This window comes from Streptomyces sp. NPDC092952, from assembly GCF_044754785.1.
Lineage (GTDB): Bacteria > Actinomycetota > Actinomycetes > Streptomycetales > Streptomycetaceae > Streptomyces.
The window spans coordinates 275,385-293,372 of sequence record NZ_JBIVPT010000005.1; the positions used below are offsets into that span (position 1 = coordinate 275,385).

A 17,988-nucleotide genomic window follows, 5' to 3' on the forward strand; every position below is an offset into this window, starting at 1 on the left:
AGCCGGACAGCCGGCCCGGGTCGTCCCGCCCCGGGGTCATCCCTCCTGGCGGGAGGGGCGGCGCGGCCACCCCGTCCACCGGACCCGCTCCCACCGTGCCCGCCACCGGCCGGTGGCCGCCGTCCAGCGGTCCGAAGCCGCCCACACCACCCGAACGGCCGAGCGGGGCGCGACGACCGCACGGATCCGGGCCCGCCGGCCGACGGAGGCGCGCAGACCGCTCCGTACCGTCGCCACGTCCTGGGCCAGACCGGTGGCCGCCGGGGGGCGCGGGGCGTAGAGCGTCTGCTCCACCGCACCGGCGAGCCGGTGCACCGCGTCCCTCGCCTCGGGCCCCAGCCGCCCCAGCAGCTCCATCCGGGCCGCCGCCTTGCGGGGCGTGAGGGACTCGTCCGGCTCGATGCCGTGGTCCCAGGCGCTGTCGGTGACCTCCTGCCAGGCCGCGAGCGTCCCGCCCGTCGCCGCCGACGGCGCGCGGCCCGGTCCACCGCCGGGCCCCGGCTCCGCGTCCGGATCCCCCGGCCCGCCGGGTGACGGGCGCCGGGCGCCGGTGCCCAGTCGGCGACGGCGGGCCCGGAGCCGCCACAGCGACGGCAGCAGCGGCAGCGCGAGCAGCACCGCACCGAGCAGGACGAGCCCGACGACGGTGCCCGTCGGCGTCCCGGAGTCGGTCGGAGCCGCCGCCCCCGGCGCCGCGGTCTGCCCGCACTCGCCCTGCTTGCGCAGCTGCGCCGGGCAGTCGTCGGAGGCGGACGGCGCGGCCGAGGGAACGGCCGAGGCACCAGGCTCGGGACGGGCCGGGGTCTGCGCATCCCCCGTGGCGGCGTCCGGCCGGGTGTACGCGGGGGTGTCGCCCCGCGTCGGCGTCGGCTCGAACCGGGTCCAGCCGGCGCCCTCGAAGTACAGCTCGGGCCAGGCGTGCGCGTCCCGCAGCCCCACCGAGACCGAACCGTCCGGCTGCACCGTGCCGGGGGCGAAGCCCACCGCGACCCGGGCCGGGATGCCCAGGGTCCGGGCCATCGCGGCCATGGTGAAGGAGAAGTGGACGCAGAAGCCCTTCCTGTCCTTGAGGAACCGGCTGATCGCCGTGGGCCCGGTGCCCGAGTTCACCGAGGTGTCGTACGTGAAGTCGCCGGTCGAGGCGAAGAAGTCCTGGAGCTTCACCGCCCGCTCGTAGTCGTTGGCGGCGCCCCTGGTCTTCTGCTTCGCGAGCGCCGCGACCTCCGCGGGCAGCGAGCCGGGCACCCGGGTGTACTCGCGGACCAGGGCCGCCGGGGCCGGGCGCGCCGCGGCGAGCTGCCCGGCGGTCGGCTCCACCTCCAGGCTGGTGACCTGGTACTGCTCACCGCCGGTCGTCTGCTTGCGGTCGCCGACGAGCGTCCGGCCCGCCGGCTCGTACCGCCAGCGCCCGCCGATCCGGACCTCGGTCGCGGGGTAGGGGAGCGGCAGATAGGTCTGCCGGTAGGAACGGGACGCGGAGAAGTTGGTCCGGATCTCCGTGACCGCCACGTCCTGGGAGAGGCCCACCGGGGCCGGCAGCGGTTTCGGCACGTCCTGGAGCCGGCGGGTGGAGGGCCGCCACTCGCCGCCGGTGAACTGGTCCAGGGCGAGGATCCGGAGGTAGAAGGGCGAGGACTCCGAATTGGTGCGGTAGGTCATCACCTCGCGGTTCTCCGGCTGGTTCAGGTCGTCCTGCAACGAGACCAGCGGATTCACCGCGGAGATGGTGCCGCCGCCCCCCTTGCCGCCCCCGCCGCCCGGGCCGGACAGCAGTCCGCCGTCGAGCGCGGGCAGCGCCGCCGGGACGACCAGCGCGACGCCCAGCGCCAGCGTGCCGATACGGCGCCCGGTCCGGACCGGGGCAGTCGGCCGGCCGCTCGACAGCGCCGAGCCGACCGCCGAACCGCCGACGGGCCGCCCGGCCGCACCGCTGAAGACCCGCCCCCACGCCGAGAGCCGGTCCCGCCCCTCGGCCAGCAGAAGCATCAGATAGCCCCCCGCCGCCAGCAGGAACCAGAGCCAGCCCGCGCCGCCCCCGGACAGCCCGGCCGCCACCGAGTAGAGCGCCAGCAGCGGCAGCCCGGCCGGGGCCGCGCTGCGGAACGTCACCGCGAGCGCGTCCACGGCCAGCCCCACCAGCAGCACACCGCCGATCAGCATCAGCCGGATGCCGTCCGTCACCGGCGCCGGGGCCGCGTACCGCCCGACGTCCTGCGCACCCGAGGCCAGCAGCTGGGCGAGCCGCTGCACCGCCTCCGGCCCCGGAAGCAGCCCGGCCACCGCCTGCGCCCTGGCGAACACCACGGTCACCACGACCAGCGTGACCAGCGCCTGCCCCGCGACGGCCACCGCGCGCGGCACCGGCGCCCGGCGGATCAGCACCCCGACCCCGCTCTGCACCGCCAGCAGGAACACCGCCTGCAGGAACCACCCGGCCGGCTCCACCAGCGGCAGCATCGAGGCCGCCGCCATCAGAGTCGCCGCGAAGGCGCACAGCGCCAGCCGACCACGACCGCTCATGACCATCCCCCGGAGAGATCCGTCGTCCCGCCCCCGGCGGCGGACCGGGCCGCCCCCTGGTGCCCCGCCTGCCGCCAGTGGTCGGCCAGCCCCGTCCCGGGCCGTACCGCCATGGCCGTCCAGCCCGCGGCCCGCAGCAGCCGCAGCCTTTCCTCGAAGGCCGCCCCGGCCCCCGCGGGCGGGACGTCGCCCTGCGCCCAGTCCGAGCTGTCCAGGACGAACGCCACGGCGCCCCCGCTGCTCCGCCGCATCCGTGCCACCACCGCCGCCTGCTCCTCGTCCAGATCGCCGAGGAACGCGATCAGCAGCCCCTCGTTGCCGCCGCGCAGCGCGTCGTACGCCCGCGACAGGCCACCGCCCCCGGAGTGGTCGACCACCGCCAGGGTGTCCAGCAGCAGCCCCGCCTGCTCGGCGGACTCCTGCGACGACCCGGCGAAGCCGCCCGCCCCCTCGCCCGGGACCGCGGTCCCGTCGTCGGTCAGCAACCGGACGGAGAATCCGCGCTCCAGCATGTGCGTCAGCGCCGAGGCCGCCCCGGAAACCGCCCATTCGAAGGCGGAATCGGGCCCCGCCCCCTTGTAGGCGAGCCGCCGCGTGTCCAGCAGCACCGTGCACCTGGCCCGCTGCGGCTGCTCCTCGCGCCGCACCATCAGCTCGCCGTAGCGCGCGGTCGAGCGCCAGTGGACCCGGCGCAGATCGTCGCCGTGCCGGTAGCCGCGCGGGATCACGTCGTCGTCCCCGGCCAGCGCCAGGGAGCGCTGCCGCCCCTCGCCGTACCCCGGGGCCTCGCCGGCCAGCCGGACCGCGGGCAGCGGCTCCGTCCGCGGGACGACGACCAGGGTGTCGTGGGCGCTGAACGAACGGGTCAGCTCGCACATCCCGAACGGATCGCTCAGCCGCAGCTGCAACGGCCCCAGCGGATAGCGCCCGCGCAGGTCGGAGCGGACCCGGTAGGACACCTCGCGGTGGCCGCCCGCCTCCACCCGGTCCAGTACGAACCGGGGGCGCGGCCCCAGCACGTAGGGCACCCGGTCCTGGAGCATCAGCAGACCGGTCGGGACCCGCGACACGTTCTCCACCCGCAGGTGGACCCGGGCCTCCGAGCCCGCCGGGACCCGGGACGGCGTGAGCCGCCGGCTGCCCGCGACCCGGTAGCGGGTACGGACGAGCACCACCGCACTCACCAGCGGCAGCACGGCCAGCAGCAGCCCGACCCGCAGCAGGTCCGTCTGCCCGAGCACATAGGCGCAGACCGCCGCGGCGATCCCGGCCGCGAGGAAGGACCGCCCCCGCGTGGTCAGCCCGCTCAGCGCGGCCCGCAGGCCGCCCTTCTCGTCACCGTCGTGCATCGCGGCCGGCCCCCCGGCGGCCATCAGACCCGCCGCGCGCCGGACTGCGGCCGGCCGTACGCCGGACCGCCCGGCTGCTGCGGGGTCCTGGCCCGGGTGGTGCCGCCGTCCGCCGTCGGCACCGGTGTCGCCTGGACGATCTCCAGCACCACCTGCTCGGCCGTACGGCGGTTCAGCTGGGCCTGCGCCGTGGGCAGCAGCCGGTGCGCCAGCACCGGGGCCGCCAGCGCCTGCACGTCGTCCGGAAGGCAGTAGTCCCGGCCGCCCAGCGCCGCGGAGGCCCGCGCCGCGCGCAGCAGATGCAGCGTGGCCCGGGGCGAGGCGCCGAGCCGCAGATCGGGGTGGGTACGGGTGGCCGCGACGAGCTCCACCGCGTACCGCCGCACCGCGTCGGCCACATGGACCGTGCGCACCGCGTCGATCAGCTTCACGATGTCGTGGGCGTGGGCCACCGGCTGGAGGTCGGCGAGCGGCGGGAGCCCGCCGTGCACGTCGAGCATCCGGAACTCGGCGTCCGCGCTCGGATAGCCGATGGACACCCGGGCCATGAACCGGTCGCGCTGGGCCTCGGGCAGCGGATAGGTGCCCTCCATCTCCACCGGGTTCTGGGTGGCGACCACCATGAACGGGTCGGGCAGCTCGTAGCTGTGCCCGTCGATGGTGACCTGGCGCTCCTCCATCGACTCCAGGAGCGCCGACTGCGTCTTCGGCGAGGCGCGGTTGATCTCGTCGCCGATCACGATCTGGGCGAAGATCGCGCCAGGCTTGAACTCGAACTCGCGCCGCTGCTGGTCGAATACGGACACGCCGGTGATGTCCGAAGGCAGCAGGTCCGGCGTGAACTGGATGCGCCGCACCGAGCAGTCGATCGACCGCGCCAGCGCCTTGGCCAGCATGGTCTTGCCGACCCCGGGCACGTCCTCGATGAGGAGGTGCCCCTCCGCCAGCAGCACGGTCAGCGAAAGCCGTACGACCTCGGGCTTGCCCTCGATCACGCTCTCCACCGACCTGCGTACCCGCTCCGCGGTCGTGGTCAGATCTGTGAGGCTCGCTCGATCGTCATAGGTCGTCACCGGCCCTCCTCGGCCCTGCCCCGCGCCCACGAAGGAGCCCGGGGATTCCCCAAATCACGGGCCGGCGCGCACGGCGGCCGGACCCACCCCGAAAACGGACGTCCCGCCGGGAAGGCCCGGCGGGATGCCACACGGGCATTCTTGTTGCCGTTACGGCTTCGTGTCACTCGCCTGCGGACAACGCGGGGTGGTATGCCGGTTTCGGTGGGATTTTTGGCTCCTCGGCGGGCGGTGCCGGGGTCAGGAGGCGGGGATGATCTCCCGCAGCAGCCCGGTGGTCACGTCGAAGACGAAGCCGCGGACGTCGTCGGTGTGCAGCAGGAACGGCGAGGTGCGCACGCGCTGCATCGACTGCCGTACGTCCTGGTCGGCGTCCTTGTACGCCTCGACCGCCCAGACCGGGCGCTGGCCGACCTCGGCCTCCAGCTCCTGGCGGAACTCCTCGGTGATCGACTCCAGGCCGCAGTTGGTGTGGTGGATCAGAATGATGCTGCGGGTGCCCAGGGCCCGCTGGCTGATGGTCAGCGAGCGGATCACGTCGTCGGTGACCACACCGCCGGCGTTGCGGATGGTGTGGCAGTCGCCCAGCGACAGGCCGAGCGCGTCGTGCAGGTCGAGCCGGGCGTCCATGCAGGCGACCACGGCGACGCGCAGGACCGGCTTGGCGTCCATGCCCGGGTCTTCGAAACCGGTGGCGTAACGGGCGTTCGCCTCGACGAGGCGGTCGGTGACCGTCCCGGTGGGGGCGGGGTCGGCGGGGGAGTGCGCGGAAGTCGACATGGCTACGACGTTAGCCTCCGCACCCCTCTCCGGCGTGCTGCGGGAAGGGACAAAGAACGTCAACGAGCCTTGTTGTGAGGTAACCCACAAGTTGCCCAGCCGTTGCGTCGGGCGGGTGAACCGGGGGACGGACGACTCGCAGCCGGGTTGATTGATCGGGAATCGATCGAATGGCAGGGTGGACTAAAGTGACGGGAAGTTACCGACACCCTGCACATTCCGTAGATTTCCCCTGTGTGCGCGGCGTACGTACGGGCCCGGCCCTCTCCCGCTCGCCGGTCGGCTGACGCCCCTTCCCCGGCGCCCGCCGACCTCCCCTTCCGAGCGGGCGGGGACCAGGCCGTACGTGCGGCCACACGGGACCTGAGCCTGAGAGGGCGCATGAGCCAGACCCGTCACGTCCCGGTGATGCTCCAGCGGTGCCTGGACCTGTTGGCCCCGGCTCTGGAGGCGCCCGGACCGCAGGCGCCCGTGGTCGTCGACTGCACCCTCGGCCTCGGCGGGCACAGCGAGGCGCTGCTCTCCGCCTTCCCGGCCGCCCGGCTGATCGCGCTGGACCGGGACAAGGAGGCGCTGCGGCTCTCCGGGGAGCGGCTCGCCCCGTACGGCGACCGGGCCACCCTGGTGCACGCCGTCTACGACGAGCTGCCCGAGGTGCTCGACCGCCTCGGCGTCCCCAAGGTCCAGGGCGTCCTCTTCGACCTCGGCGTCTCCTCCATGCAACTGGACGAGGCCGACCGGGGCTTCGCGTACGCCCAGGACGCCCCGCTCGACATGCGGATGGACCAGACGACCGGCATGGGCGCGGCCGAGGTGCTCAACACCTACCCGCCGGGCGAACTGGTCCGCATCCTGCGCGCGTACGGCGAGGAGAAGCAGGCCAAACGGATCGTCTCCGCGATCGTCCGCGAGCGCGAGAAGGAGCCGTTCAGCAACAGCGCCCGGCTGGTCGAGCTGATCCGCGACGCCCTGCCCCAGGCCGCCAAGCGCACCGGCGGCAACCCCGCCAAGCGAACCTTCCAGGCGCTGCGCATCGAGGTCAACGGCGAGCTCACCGTCCTGGAGCGGGCCATTCCGGCCGCGGTGGGGGCCCTCGCGGTCGGTGGCCGGATCGCCGTCCTCTCGTACCACTCGCTGGAGGACCGGCTGGTCAAGCAGGTCTTCGCGGCGGGGGCGGCCACCACGGCACCGCCCGGACTGCCGGTCGTGCCCGAGCGCTACCAGCCCCGGCTGAAACTGCTGACCCGCGGCGCGGAGCTGCCCACGGAGGAGGAGGTCGCCGAGAACCGGCGCGCCGCCCCCGCCCGGCTGCGCGGCGCCGAGCGCATCCGCGAGGAGGAGCGATGAACGGCCGGGGAGCCCGGACACCCGGAGCGGCGCGGTGAGCGGACCGGCCGGGCAGCTGAAGGGGCGGGCCGCCCGGCTCGCCCGGCTGATGCCGTCCGGGGCCAACAACGCCGCCCGCACTCCCTTCGTCCTGCTGGTCGTGGTGCTGCTCGGCGGCGGCCTGATCACCCTCCTGGTCCTCAATTCGGCCCTCAACGAGGGCTCGTTCCGGCTGAGCGAGCTGAAGAAGCGGACCACGGAGCTGACCGACGAGCAGCAGGCCCTCCAGCGCGACGTCGACAACTTCTCCCGGCCGGACGCGCTGGAGCGGCGCGCCCGCGAGCTGGGCATGGTGCCCGGCGGCAGCCCCGTCTTCCTGAACCCGGACGGTACGGTCCGCGGCGTACCCGCCGAGGCCACCGCCGATCCCACCCCGCCGGCCGCACAGCCGCCGAAGAGCGGCGCCCCGGCCACGACACCGCCCGCGGGCACCCCCGCCACCGGCGCCCCGTCCCCGGCCACCGCCCCGGTCCAGCCCTCCCCGGCGACGGCCAACGGCGCCCCGGCCGCCACCCCGCCCACCGGGGCGCTCCCCCCGGCAGACCAGACCCCGACCAGCACCGGCAGGTGACGCTGTGCCGCCCAAGGAACCACCGCGCCGCCGGATTCCCGGCCCCGCCCGCCGGCGCGGCCCGGCCGGGGAGGGGCGGCCCCGCTCCGCCGCGCGCCGTCCGTCCGCCCCGGCCCCACGCCCCGGCAGGCCCCGCGCGCAGAGCGGGAGCGCACTGCGGCTCGGCAGCCCGCGCCCCCGGCTCCGCCTGGTCAGCCTCGGCCTGACTCTGGTCATGCTCGTGTTCGTGGTCCGGCTGCTCCAGGTCCAGGCCGTCGACGCCGACGCGTACGCCGCCAAGGCCCAGGAGAACCGCTACCTCAGCTACACGATCTCCGCCGAGCGCGGCGAGATCACCGACCGGGGCGGTACCGCCCTGGCCACCAGCGTCGACGCGTACAACATCACCGCCGACCCCTCGATGTTCACCCCCGCCTTCAGCAAGGCGCCCGACGCGCCCAAGCAGGCGGCCGCCCTGCTCGCCCCGATCCTGCGCACCGACGCCGCCGCGCTGACCCGCAAGCTGTCCACGAAGGGCCGCTACGTCGTCCTGGCCCGGTTCCAGACCCCGCAGGTCTGGAACCAGATCAAGGACCTCAGGTCCGCCTTCGCCGAGAAGGCGGGCAAGGACCGGGCGCGCGGCGGCCCCGGCACCAACGTGCTGGCCGGGGTCTTCCAGGAGAAGACCACCAGACGGGTCTACCCCAACGGACAGCTCGCCGCCGGGATACTGGGCTACGTCAACGCCGACGGCAAGGGCGCGGGCGGCCTCGAATCCCAGCTGGACAAGGAGCTCGCGGGCGAGGACGGCAAGATCAGCTACGCCCAGTCGGGCGGCCGCCGGGTGCCCACCGCGGGCACCAAGGAGGTCCCGGCCGTCCCCGGCTCGGACATCGAGCTGACCATCGACCGCGACATCCAGTGGGCCGCCCAGCAGGCCATCACCAAGCAGGTGGCCCAGTCCAAGGCCGACCGCGGCTACGTGATCGTCCAGAACGCCCGCACCGGCGAGGTCCTCGCCATGGCCAACGCGCCCGGATTCGACCCCAACGACCTCTCGCGGGCCGACGCCGCCTCGCTCGGCAACGCCGCCCTCCAGGACGCCTACGAGCCCGGCTCCACCAGCAAGGTCATGTCCATGGCCGCCGTCCTGGAGGAGGGCGTCGCGACGCCCGGCACCCATGTCACCGTCCCCAACCGGCTGCACCGCGGCGACCGGCTCTTCAAGGACGACATCGACCACCCCACCTGGTACCTGACGCTCAACGGCGTACTCGCCAAGTCCAGCAACATCGGCACCATCCTGGCCACCGGCGAGCTCGGCAAGACGCAACCGCAGGCCAACAAGGTGCTCTACTCCTACCTGCGCAAGTTCGGGATCGGCTCGCCGACCGGGCTCGGCTACCCGGGGGAGACCTCCGGCATCCTCGCCAGGCCCCAGGACTGGTCGACCTCGCAGCAGTACACGATCCCGTTCGGCCAGGGCCTCTCGCTCAACGCCATGCAGGCCGCCTCGATCTACTCGACCATCGCCAACGGCGGGGTCCGCGTCGCCCCCACCCTCGTACGCGGAACCCGGAGCGCCGACGGCACCTTCGAACCCGCCGCCGCGCCCGAGCGCACCCGGGTGGTCAGCGCGAAGACCGCCCGCACGCTCGCCACCATGCTGGAGTCGGTGGTCGGCGACGAGGAGGGCACCGGGACGAAGGCCAAGATCCCGGGCTACCGGGTGGCGGGCAAGACCGGTACGGCCAACCGGGTCGATCCGGTACGTGGCGGCTACCACGGCTACACCGCGTCCTTCGCCGGATTCGCCCCCGCCGACGACCCGCAGATCACCGTCTACTGCGCCATCCAGAACCCGACCAGCGGCAGCTACTTCGGCGGCCAGATCTGCGGCCCGATCTACAAGCAGGTCATGGAGTTCGCGCTCAAGACCCTCCAGACCCCGCCCTCCGGCAGCGCCCCAGCCCGGCTGCCGGTGTCCTTCAAACCCGGCGAGTGAACTCGGGGAAACCACCAGTGACAACCATCACGCCCGATCCCGGGAACCGCGCCGGAGACCACCGGGGCCCCGGCCCCTCGCTTCGCGAGAGGCCGGGTGCGACCGGTACGCTCACCGCCGTGCCCCACGCTGATCAGTTCCAAACCACTCAGAAGGCCGCCCCTGTGAATTACCCGGGAGCACCCCGCCCGGACCGGACCGGGCCGATCGCGCTCGGTGAACTGGCGGCCCGGCTGGGAGCCGAGCCGCCGGGAGACGGCGAAGTCACCGGCATCACCCACGACTCGCGGGCGGTACGCCCCGGAGACCTCTACGCGGCCCTGCCCGGCGCCCGCCTCCACGGCGCCGACTTCGCGGCCCAGGCGGCCGGGCTCGGCGCGGCGGCGGTCCTCACCGACCCCGCCGGCGCCGACCGGGCCGCCGCCACCGGACTCCCGGTGCTGGTCACCGAGGACCCGCGCGGCCGGATGGGCGAACTCGCCGCCGAGATCTACGGACGCCCCGGTGACGGCCTCCTCCAGGTCGGCATCACCGGGACCTCCGGCAAGACCACCACCGCCTACCTCGTCGAGGGCGGGTTCCGCGGCGCCGGGCGCGCCACCGGCCTGATCGGCACGGTGGAGATGCGGATCGGCGAGGAGCGCATCAAGTCCGAGCGCACCACCCCCGAAGCCACCGACCTGCAGGCCCTGTTCGCCGTCATGCGCGAGCGCGGCGTCTCCGCGGTGACCATGGAGGTCTCCAGCCACGCCCTGGTCCTCGGCCGGGTCGACGGCTGCGTCTTCGACGTCGCGGTCTTCAACAACCTCAGCCCGGAGCACATGGAGTTCCACTCCGGGATGGAGGACTACTTCCAGGCCAAGGCGCAGCTCTTCACCCCCCGGCGCAGCCGCCGGGGCGTCGTCAACATCGACGACGCGTACGGCCGTCGGCTCGCCACCGAGGCGACCGTCCCGGTCGTCACCTTCTCCGCCGAGGGCCGTCCGGAGGCCGACTGGCGCGCCGAGGACGTCGAGAGCGGGCCCGGCGACTCCACGTTCACCGCGGTCGGTCCCGGGGGCGAGCGGATCGCCGCCAGGGCGCCGCTGCCCGGCCCGTTCAACGTCGCCAACACCCTCGCCGCGATCGCCACGCTCGCCGTCGCGGGGGTCGACCCGCGGACCGCCGCCGACGGCGTCGCCGCCGTGCCCGGCGTGCCCGGCCGGCTGGAGCGGGTCGACGCCGGACAGCCGTACCTGGCGGTCGTCGACTACGCGCACAAGACCGACGCCGTCGAGTCCGTGCTGCGCTCCCTGCGGAAGGTCACCAAGGGCCGGCTGCACATCGTCCTCGGCTGCGGCGGCGACCGCGACACGACCAAGCGCGGCCCGATGGGCGCCGCCGCGGCCCGCCTCGCCGACACCGCCGTACTGACCTCCGACAACCCCCGTTCCGAGGACCCCCTCAAGATCCTCGCGGCCATGCTCGCGGGCGCCGCCGAGGTGCCCGCCGACGAGCGGGGCGACGTCCTGGTCGAAGCCGACCGGGCCGCCGCCATCGCCGCCGCCGTCGCCCGCGCCGAGCCCGGTGACACGGTGCTCGTCGCCGGCAAGGGCCACGAGCAGGGCCAGGACATCCATGGCGTGGTACGCCCCTTCGACGACCGCGTGGTCCTGCGCGCGGCCATCGAACGTTCCCCGGGGCACGGGCGCACCGAGAGCGCCGGCCACCGCGCCCACACCCACGAGAACAACAGTCAGGGATGACCAAGTGATCACCCTTTCCCTCGCCGAGATCGCCGAAATCGTCGGCGGGCAGTCGCACGACATACCCGATCCGGCAGCAACCGTCAGCGGGCCGGTCGTCATCGACTCCCGGAAGGTGGAGCCGGGAAGCCTGTTCGCCGCCTTCGCGGGCGAACGGGTCGACGGCCACGACTACGCGCAGCGCGCCGTCGAGGCGGGCGCGGCAGCCGTTCTGGCCGCCCGCCCCGTCGGCGTTCCCGCGATCGTCGTCGACGACGTCGTGGCCGCGCTCGGGGCGCTCGCCCGCGCCGTCGTGCGCCGCCTGGGCACCAACGTCGTCGCACTCACCGGCTCCGCGGGCAAGACGTCCACCAAGGACCTCATCGCCCAGCTCCTCGAACGCGAGGGGCCGACCGTCTACCCGGCGGGCAACCTCAACAACGAGATCGGGCTGCCCCTCACCGCGCTGCGCGCCACCGGGGAGACCCGCCACCTCGTCCTGGAGATGGGCGCCCGCTACATCGGCGACATCCGCTACCTCACCGGCCTCGTCCCGCCCCGCATCGGCCTCGTCCTCAACGTCGGCACCGCCCACATCGGCGAGTTCGGCGGCCGCGAGCAGATCGCCCAGGCCAAGGGCGAGATGGTGGAGTCGCTGCCCGAGGACGGCGTCGCCGTGCTCAACGCCGACGACCCGCTGGTCCGCGCCATGTCCTCCCGCACGAAGGCCCGGGTGCTGTACTTCGGCGAGTCCGAAGAAGCGGACGTACGGGGCGAGAACGTACGTCTCACCGACGACGGACGCCCCGCCTTCACGCTCCACACACCCACCGGGTGCAGCGATGTGACCATGCGCCTGTACGGTGAGCACCACGTGTCGAACGCGCTCGCCGCGGCCGCCGTCGCCCATGAGTCGGGCCTGTCCGCAGACGAGATCGCCGAAGGGCTCTCCGAGGCGGGCACCCTCTCCCGCTGGCGCATGGAGGTCACCGAGCGACCGGACGGCGTGACGTTCGTCAATGACGCCTACAACGCGAACCCCGAATCCATGAAGGCCGCGCTGCGCGCGCTGGTCGCCATGGGGAAGGGGCGCCGTACGTGGGCGGTGCTCGGCCAGATGGCCGAGCTCGGCGACGCCTCGCTCGCCGAGCACGACGCGGTCGGGCGGCTCGCCGTCCGACTCAACGTCAGCAAGCTCGTCGCGGTGGGGGGCCGAGAGGCCTCCTGGCTGCAACTGGGCGCATACAACGAGGGTTCGTGGGGTGAGGAGTCGGTGCACGTGTCCGACGCACAGGCCGCGGTCGACCTGTTGCGCAGTGAACTGCGCCCGGGAGACGTCGTGCTGGTGAAGGCGTCCCGGTCGGTCGGCCTGGAGCAGGTCGCCATGGCACTGCTGGAGAACGCGTCCGAGGGCGAGGTCGCCGGCCGATGAGGCAGATCCTCTTCGCGGGGGCCATCGGGCTCTTTCTGACCCTGGTCGGAACTCCGCTGCTGATCAAGCTGCTGGCCCGCAAGGGATACGGGCAGTTCATCCGGGACGACGGCCCGCGGACCCACGGGTCCAAGAAGGGCACGCCCACCATGGGTGGCATCGCCTTCATCCTGGCCACGATCGTCGCGTACATCGCGGCGAAGCTGATCACCGGCGAGGAGATGCGCTTCTCCGGTGTGCTGGTGCTCTTCCTGATGGCCGGGATGGGGCTCGTCGGCTTCCTCGACGACTACATCAAGATCGTCAAGCAGCGCTCGCTCGGCCTGCGGGCCAAGGCGAAGATGGCGGGCCAGCTGATCGTCGGCATCGCCTTCGCGGTGCTCTCGCTCCAGTTCGCCGACGCCCAGGGCAACACCCCGGCGTCCACCAAGCTCTCGTTCGTCGCGGACTTCGGCTGGGCGCTCGGCCCGGTGCTCTTCGTCGTCTGGGCGCTCTTCATGATCCTCGCCATGTCCAACGGCGTGAACCTGACGGACGGTCTGGACGGCCTGGCCACCGGCGCGTCGGTGATGGTCTTCGGCGCGTACACCTTCATCGGGCTGTGGCAGTTCCAGGAGTCCTGCGTCAACGCGGAGGCCCTGACCAATCCCAACGCCTGCTTCCAGGTACGAGATCCGCTCGACCTCGCGGTCGTCGCCTCGGCCCTGATGGGCGCCTGCTTCGGCTTCCTGTGGTGGAACACCTCGCCCGCCAAGATCTTCATGGGCGACACCGGCTCGCTGGCCCTCGGCGGCGCGCTCGCCGGTCTGGCGATCTGCTCCCGCACCGAGTTCCTGCTCGCCATCCTCGGCGGCCTCTTCGTGATGATCACCATGTCCGTGGTCATCCAGGTCGGTTCGTTCAAGATGACCGGCAAGCGGGTCTTCCGGATGGCACCGCTGCAGCACCACTTCGAACTCAAGGGGTGGTCCGAAGTCCTTGTCGTGGTCCGCTTCTGGATCATCCAGGGCATGTGCGTGATCGTCGGACTCGGACTCTTCTACGCGGGATGGGCAGCCGACAAGTGACCGACCAGGACTGGCAGGGCAAGCGCGTCACCGTCGCGGGACTCGGCGTCTCCGGCATCCCGGCGGCCAAGGTGCTGCACGGCCTCGGGGCCGTCGTCACGGTGGTCAACGACGGGGACGACGAACGCTCCCGTACGCAGGCCGCGGAGCTGGAGGCGCTCGGCATCGCCGTGCGCCTCGGCGACGGGGCGACCCTGCCCGAGTCCACCGAGCTCGTCGTCACCGCCCCGGGCTGGCGGCCCGACAAGCCGCTCTTCGCCGCGGCCGCCGGGGCGGGCGTCCCGGTCTGGGGCGACGTCGAGCTCGCCTGGCGGCTGCGGGGCCCCGGGGCGGCCCCGTGGCTCGCGGTCACCGGCACCAACGGCAAGACCACGACGGTACGGATGCTCGCCTCGATCCTGGAGGCGGCCGGACTGCGCACCGCGGCCGTCGGCAACATCGGCGTCTCCCTCCTGGACGCCGTCACCGGCGACCAGGAGTACGACGTGCTCGCCGTCGAGCTCTCCAGCTACCAGCTGCACTGGGCGCCCTCGCTGCGCGCCCACTCCGCCGCCGTCCTCAACCTGGCCCCCGACCACCTCGACTGGCACGGCTCCATGGCGGCGTACGCCGCCGACAAGGGCCGGGTCTACGAGGGCAACCGCGTCGCCTGCGTCTACAACGCGGCCGACCCGGCGACCGAGGACCTGGTCCGCGAGGCCGACGTCGAGGAGGGCTGCCGGGCCATCGGCTTCACCCTGGGCACCCCCGGCCCCTCCCAGCTCGGTGTCGTCGACGGCATCCTCGTCGACCGCGCCTTCGTGGCGAACCGGCAGAAGCAGGCCCAGGAGCTCGCCGAGGTCGAGGACGTCGATCCGCCCGCCCCGCACAACATCGCCAACGCCCTCGCGGCGGCCGCCCTGGCCCGCGCCTTCGGCGTCGAGCCCCGGGCGGTCCGCGAGGGGCTGCGCGCCTTCCGCCCCGACCCGCACCGCATCGAGCACGTCGCGGACGTCGCCGGGGTGGCGTACGTGGACGACTCCAAGGCCACCAACACCCACGCCGCCGAGGCGTCCCTGGCCGCCTACGACCCGATCGTCTGGATCGCCGGCGGCCTCGCCAAGGGCGCGACCTTCGACGAGCTGGTGCGCGCGGCCGCCGGGCGGCTGCGGGGCGCCGTCCTGATGGGCCGGGACCGGGAGCTGATCCGCGAAGCCCTCGCGCGACACGCCCCCGAGGTCCCGGTGGTCGACCTCGACCGGACCGACACTGGGGCGATGTCCGAGGCGGTCCGCGAGGCGGCACGGCTCGCCCGGCCGGGAGACACCGTACTGATGGCCCCGGCCTGCGCCTCGATGGACATGTTCGCCAACTACAACAAGCGGGGCGAGGCGTTCGCGGACGCGGTCCGCGCGCTCGCCGCCGAGACCGACTGACGGGCCCGGACCCCGCGCCGTACCGGTGCGGCCGCCGGCCCCGGCGGCCGTCTCGGGCACGAGCAGTGGAGGGGACAGCGACCATGCCGGCCGAAGAAAGCTCCGCAGGACCCCGTGAGGGCTGCCCACGGGGACCGTCGGCGACCCGTCGGGCCTCCGCCGCCCGGCCCCTGCTCGCGGGGGCCGGAGCGGCTGCCTGGGCCTCGCCCGGGGCCGCCCTGAGGGTCCGCTCGGCGACCGGCCCCCGGCGTCCCTCGGCGTCACGCACCAAGGGGCGCTCCACCGGAGGCCCACGCGCCCCGCGCACGCCCGGGGGCGGTCTCCGGGGGGCGTACGAGCGGCTGTGCCGGGCCTGGGACCGGCCGCTGACCGCGTACTACCTGATCCTGGGCGCCGGGCTGCTGATCACCGTGCTCGGCCTGGTGATGGTCTACTCCGCGTCGATGATCAAGGCGCTGGAGCTGGACAAGCCGGGCAGCTTCTTCTTCCGTAAACAGTTCCTCGCCGCCGTCATCGGGGCCGGGCTGATGGCGCTCGCGACCCGGATGCCGACCAAACTGCACCGGGCGTGCGCCTACCCGCTGCTCATGGGCACCGTCTTCCTGATGGCGCTGGTCCAGGTGCCCGGCATCGGGGTGTCGGTCAACGGCAACCAGAACTGGCTCTCCCTGGGCGGCCCCTTCCAGCTCCAGCCCAGCGAGTTCGGCAAGCTCGCCCTGATCCTGTGGGGAGCCGACCTGCTCGCCCGCAAACAGGAGAAGCGGCTGCTGGCGCAGTGGAAGCACCTGCTCGTGCCGCTGGTCCCGGGCGCCTTCATGCTCCTCGGACTGATCATGCTCGGCGGCGACATGGGCACCGCGATCATCCTCACCGCGATCCTGTTCGGGCTGCTCTGGCTGGCCGGGGCGCCCACCCGGCTCTTCGCCGGGGTGCTCGGCGTCGCCGCCCTCCTGGCCTTCGTGCTGATCAAGACCAGCCCGAACCGGATGTCCCGGCTCGCCTGCCTCGGCGCCAGCGAACCCGGACCGGGGGACTCCTGCTGGCAGGCGGTGCACGGCATCTATGCTCTGGCGTCCGGCGGATGGTTCGGTTCCGGACTTGGTGCAAGTGTGGAAAAATGGGGTCAACTGCCTGAACCGCACACCGACTTCATTTTCGCCATCACCGGGGAGGAACTGGGGCTGGCGGGGACGCTGTCGGTGCTCGCCCTCTTCGCGGCTCTAGGCTATGCGGGTATCCGCGTGGCCGGACGCACGGAGGACCCCTTCGTGAGGTACGCCGCGGGAGGTGTGACCACCTGGATCATGGTGCAGGCCGTGATCAACATCGGTGCGGTGCTCGGCCTGCTGCCGATCGCCGGTGTCCCGCTCCCGCTGTTCTCCTACGGAGGATCGGCCCTGCTGCCGACCATGTTCGCCGTCGGGCTGCTGATCGCGTTCGCGCGGGACGAACCCGCGGCGAAGGCGGCCCTGGCCGTGCGGAAGCCCGGGGTGAGTTGGAAGACGATGAGACGGCGCGTCAAGAAGCGTCCGTCCGGAGAGCGGTGAATTTCGGTGCATGTCGTACTCGCCGGTGGGGGGACCGCCGGCCACATCGAGCCCGCGCTTGCCCTCGCGGACGCCCTGCGCAGGCAGGACCCGACCGTGGGCATCACTGCCCTCGGCACGGAGCGCGGACTGGAGACCAGGCTCGTACCCGAGCGGGGGTACGAACTCGCCCTCATCCCGGCCGTGCCGCTGCCGCGCAAGCCCACCCCGGAGCTGATCACCGTCCCGGGCCGGCTGCGCGGCACCATCAAGGCCGCCGAGCAGGTCCTGGAACGCACCAGGGCGGACTGCGTCGTCGGCTTCGGCGGCTACGTCGCCCTGCCCGGCTACCTCGCCGCCAAGCGGGCCGGGGTGCCCATCGTCGTCCACGAGGCCAACGCCCGCCCCGGCCTGGCCAACAAGATCGGTTCGCGGTACGCGCACGGCGTCGCGGTCTCCACCCCGGACAGCAAGCTGCGCGGCGCCCGCTACATCGGCATCCCGCTGCGCCGCACCATCGCCACCCTGGACCGGGCCCGGGTCCGCCCCGAGGCGCGCGCCGCCTTCGGTCTCGACCCCAACCTGCCGACGCTGCTGGTCTCCGGCGGCTCGCAGGGCGCCCGCCGCCTCAACGAGGTGGTCCAGCGGGTCGCTCCGCTGCTCCAGCGCTCCGGCATCCAGATCCTGCACGTGGTCGGCCCGAAGAACGAATTGCCGCGCGTCGACAACATGCCCGGGATGCCGCCCTACATCCCGGTACCGTACGTGGACCGGATGGATCTCGCGTACGCCGCGGCCGACATGATGCTCTGCCGGGCCGGCGCGATGACCGTCGCCGAACTCTCCGCCGTCGGGCTCCCCGCCGCGTACGTCCCGCTGCCGATCGGCAACGGCGAACAGCGGCTCAACGCCCAGCCGGTGGTCAACGCCGGCGGCGGTCTGCTGGTGGACGACGCGGCGCTCACCCCCGAGTGGGTGCAGGGCAACGTCCTCCCGGTGCTCGCGGATCCGCACCGGCTGTACGAGATGTCCCGCGCCGCCGCCGAGTTCGGCCGCCGGGACGCCGACGACCTGCTCGTCGGCATGGTGTACGAGGCGATCGCCGCACGCTGAGACGCGTACGGCCGACGGGTCCGGGGGCGATGTCCCCGGACCCGGCAT

At 73.4% G+C, this 17,988-nt stretch carries 13 protein-coding genes; 9 read left to right on the forward strand and 4 right to left on the reverse strand.

Translation table 11 applies throughout. The features are described from left to right. Positions 1-36: 36 nt before the first annotated feature. The 4 genes from ACIQGQ_RS15260 to ACIQGQ_RS15275 all read right to left on the reverse strand — a co-directional run bounded on the left by ACIQGQ_RS15260 (position 37) and on the right by ACIQGQ_RS15275 (position 5,722). Complete coding sequence (locus tag ACIQGQ_RS15260; protein WP_402395408.1) at positions 37-2,520, reverse strand: DUF3488 and DUF4129 domain-containing transglutaminase family protein; 2,484 nt, start codon at positions 2,518-2,520, stop codon at positions 37-39. After that, entirely contained in the window at positions 2,517-3,893 is a 1,377-nt protein-coding gene (locus tag ACIQGQ_RS15265; RefSeq protein ID WP_402395411.1) for a DUF58 domain-containing protein, read from the reverse strand. Before ACIQGQ_RS15265 ends, ACIQGQ_RS15260 begins: the two co-directional genes overlap by 4 nt. Beyond that, positions 3,893-4,942, reverse strand: a complete 1,050-nt coding sequence (locus tag ACIQGQ_RS15270; protein WP_402395414.1) for an AAA family ATPase — start codon at positions 4,940-4,942, stop codon at positions 3,893-3,895. Before ACIQGQ_RS15270 ends, ACIQGQ_RS15265 begins: the two co-directional genes overlap by 1 nt. A 240-nt stretch (positions 4,943-5,182) precedes the next feature. After that, positions 5,183-5,722, reverse strand: a complete 540-nt coding sequence (locus ACIQGQ_RS15275) for a beta-class carbonic anhydrase (protein ID WP_402395416.1) — start codon at positions 5,720-5,722, stop codon at positions 5,183-5,185. Between the two features lie 381 nt (positions 5,723-6,103). On the opposite strand from ACIQGQ_RS15275, the gene rsmH reads away from it, so the two are divergent. The 9 genes from rsmH to murG all read left to right on the forward strand — a co-directional run bounded on the left by rsmH (position 6,104) and on the right by murG (position 17,940). Next, positions 6,104-7,069 (forward strand): 16S rRNA (cytosine(1402)-N(4))-methyltransferase RsmH, encoded by a 966-nt coding sequence (rsmH, locus tag ACIQGQ_RS15280; RefSeq protein WP_352274894.1) that lies wholly within the window; start codon positions 6,104-6,106, stop codon positions 7,067-7,069. 34 nt (positions 7,070-7,103) lie between these two features. Further along, the gene (locus tag ACIQGQ_RS15285) at positions 7,104-7,679 is read left to right on the forward strand and encodes a septum formation initiator family protein (protein ID WP_402395420.1); all 576 of its coding nucleotides are present in this window, start codon (positions 7,104-7,106) and stop codon (positions 7,677-7,679) included. 4 nt (positions 7,680-7,683) lie between these two features. Further along, entirely contained in the window at positions 7,684-9,663 is a 1,980-nt protein-coding gene (locus ACIQGQ_RS15290; RefSeq protein ID WP_402395422.1) for a penicillin-binding transpeptidase domain-containing protein, read from the forward strand. 164 nt (positions 9,664-9,827) lie between these two features. Next, entirely contained in the window at positions 9,828-11,408 is a 1,581-nt protein-coding gene (locus ACIQGQ_RS15295) for a UDP-N-acetylmuramoyl-L-alanyl-D-glutamate--2,6-diaminopimelate ligase (protein ID WP_402395425.1), read from the forward strand. A gap of 4 nt (positions 11,409-11,412) precedes the next feature. After that, positions 11,413-12,819: a UDP-N-acetylmuramoyl-tripeptide--D-alanyl-D-alanine ligase gene (gene murF / locus ACIQGQ_RS15300; protein ID WP_402395428.1), complete on the forward strand. Its 1,407-nt coding sequence runs from the start codon at positions 11,413-11,415 to the stop codon at positions 12,817-12,819. After that, positions 12,816-13,886, forward strand: a complete 1,071-nt coding sequence (gene mraY, locus ACIQGQ_RS15305; protein ID WP_352274899.1) for a phospho-N-acetylmuramoyl-pentapeptide-transferase — start codon at positions 12,816-12,818, stop codon at positions 13,884-13,886. Before murF ends, mraY begins: the two co-directional genes overlap by 4 nt. Further along, on the forward strand, positions 13,883-15,301 hold the full coding sequence (gene murD, locus ACIQGQ_RS15310) for a UDP-N-acetylmuramoyl-L-alanine--D-glutamate ligase (RefSeq protein ID WP_402396024.1): 1,419 nt from the start codon (positions 13,883-13,885) through the stop codon (positions 15,299-15,301). The genes mraY and murD overlap by 4 nt, the downstream gene beginning before the upstream one ends. An 83-nt stretch (positions 15,302-15,384) precedes the next feature. Continuing rightward, entirely contained in the window at positions 15,385-16,848 is a 1,464-nt protein-coding gene (gene ftsW, locus ACIQGQ_RS15315) for a putative lipid II flippase FtsW (RefSeq protein WP_402395432.1), read from the forward strand. Between the two features lie 6 nt (positions 16,849-16,854). Further along, a complete protein-coding gene (gene murG, locus ACIQGQ_RS15320) occupies positions 16,855-17,940 on the forward strand; it encodes an undecaprenyldiphospho-muramoylpentapeptide beta-N-acetylglucosaminyltransferase (protein ID WP_402395434.1) in 1,086 nt (361 codons plus the stop codon). The last annotated feature ends 48 nt before the right edge of the window (positions 17,941-17,988 follow it).

Bases quoted from the DNA above. Each gene is read 5' to 3' on its own strand.
- ftsW (WP_402395432.1), top strand. From the start codon at position 15,385: ATGCCGGCCGAAGAAAGCTCCGCAGGACCCCGTGAGGGCTGCCCACGG.
- ACIQGQ_RS15265 (WP_402395411.1), bottom strand. From the start codon at position 3,893: ATGGCCGCCGGGGGGCCGGCCGCGATGCACGACGGTGACGAGAAGGGC.
- ACIQGQ_RS15260 (WP_402395408.1), bottom strand. From the start codon at position 2,520: ATGAGCGGTCGTGGTCGGCTGGCGCTGTGCGCCTTCGCGGCGACTCTG.
- ACIQGQ_RS15275 (WP_402395416.1), bottom strand. From the start codon at position 5,722: ATGTCGACTTCCGCGCACTCCCCCGCCGACCCCGCCCCCACCGGGACG.
- rsmH (WP_352274894.1), top strand. From the start codon at position 6,104: ATGAGCCAGACCCGTCACGTCCCGGTGATGCTCCAGCGGTGCCTGGAC.
- mraY (WP_352274899.1), top strand. From the start codon at position 12,816: ATGAGGCAGATCCTCTTCGCGGGGGCCATCGGGCTCTTTCTGACCCTG.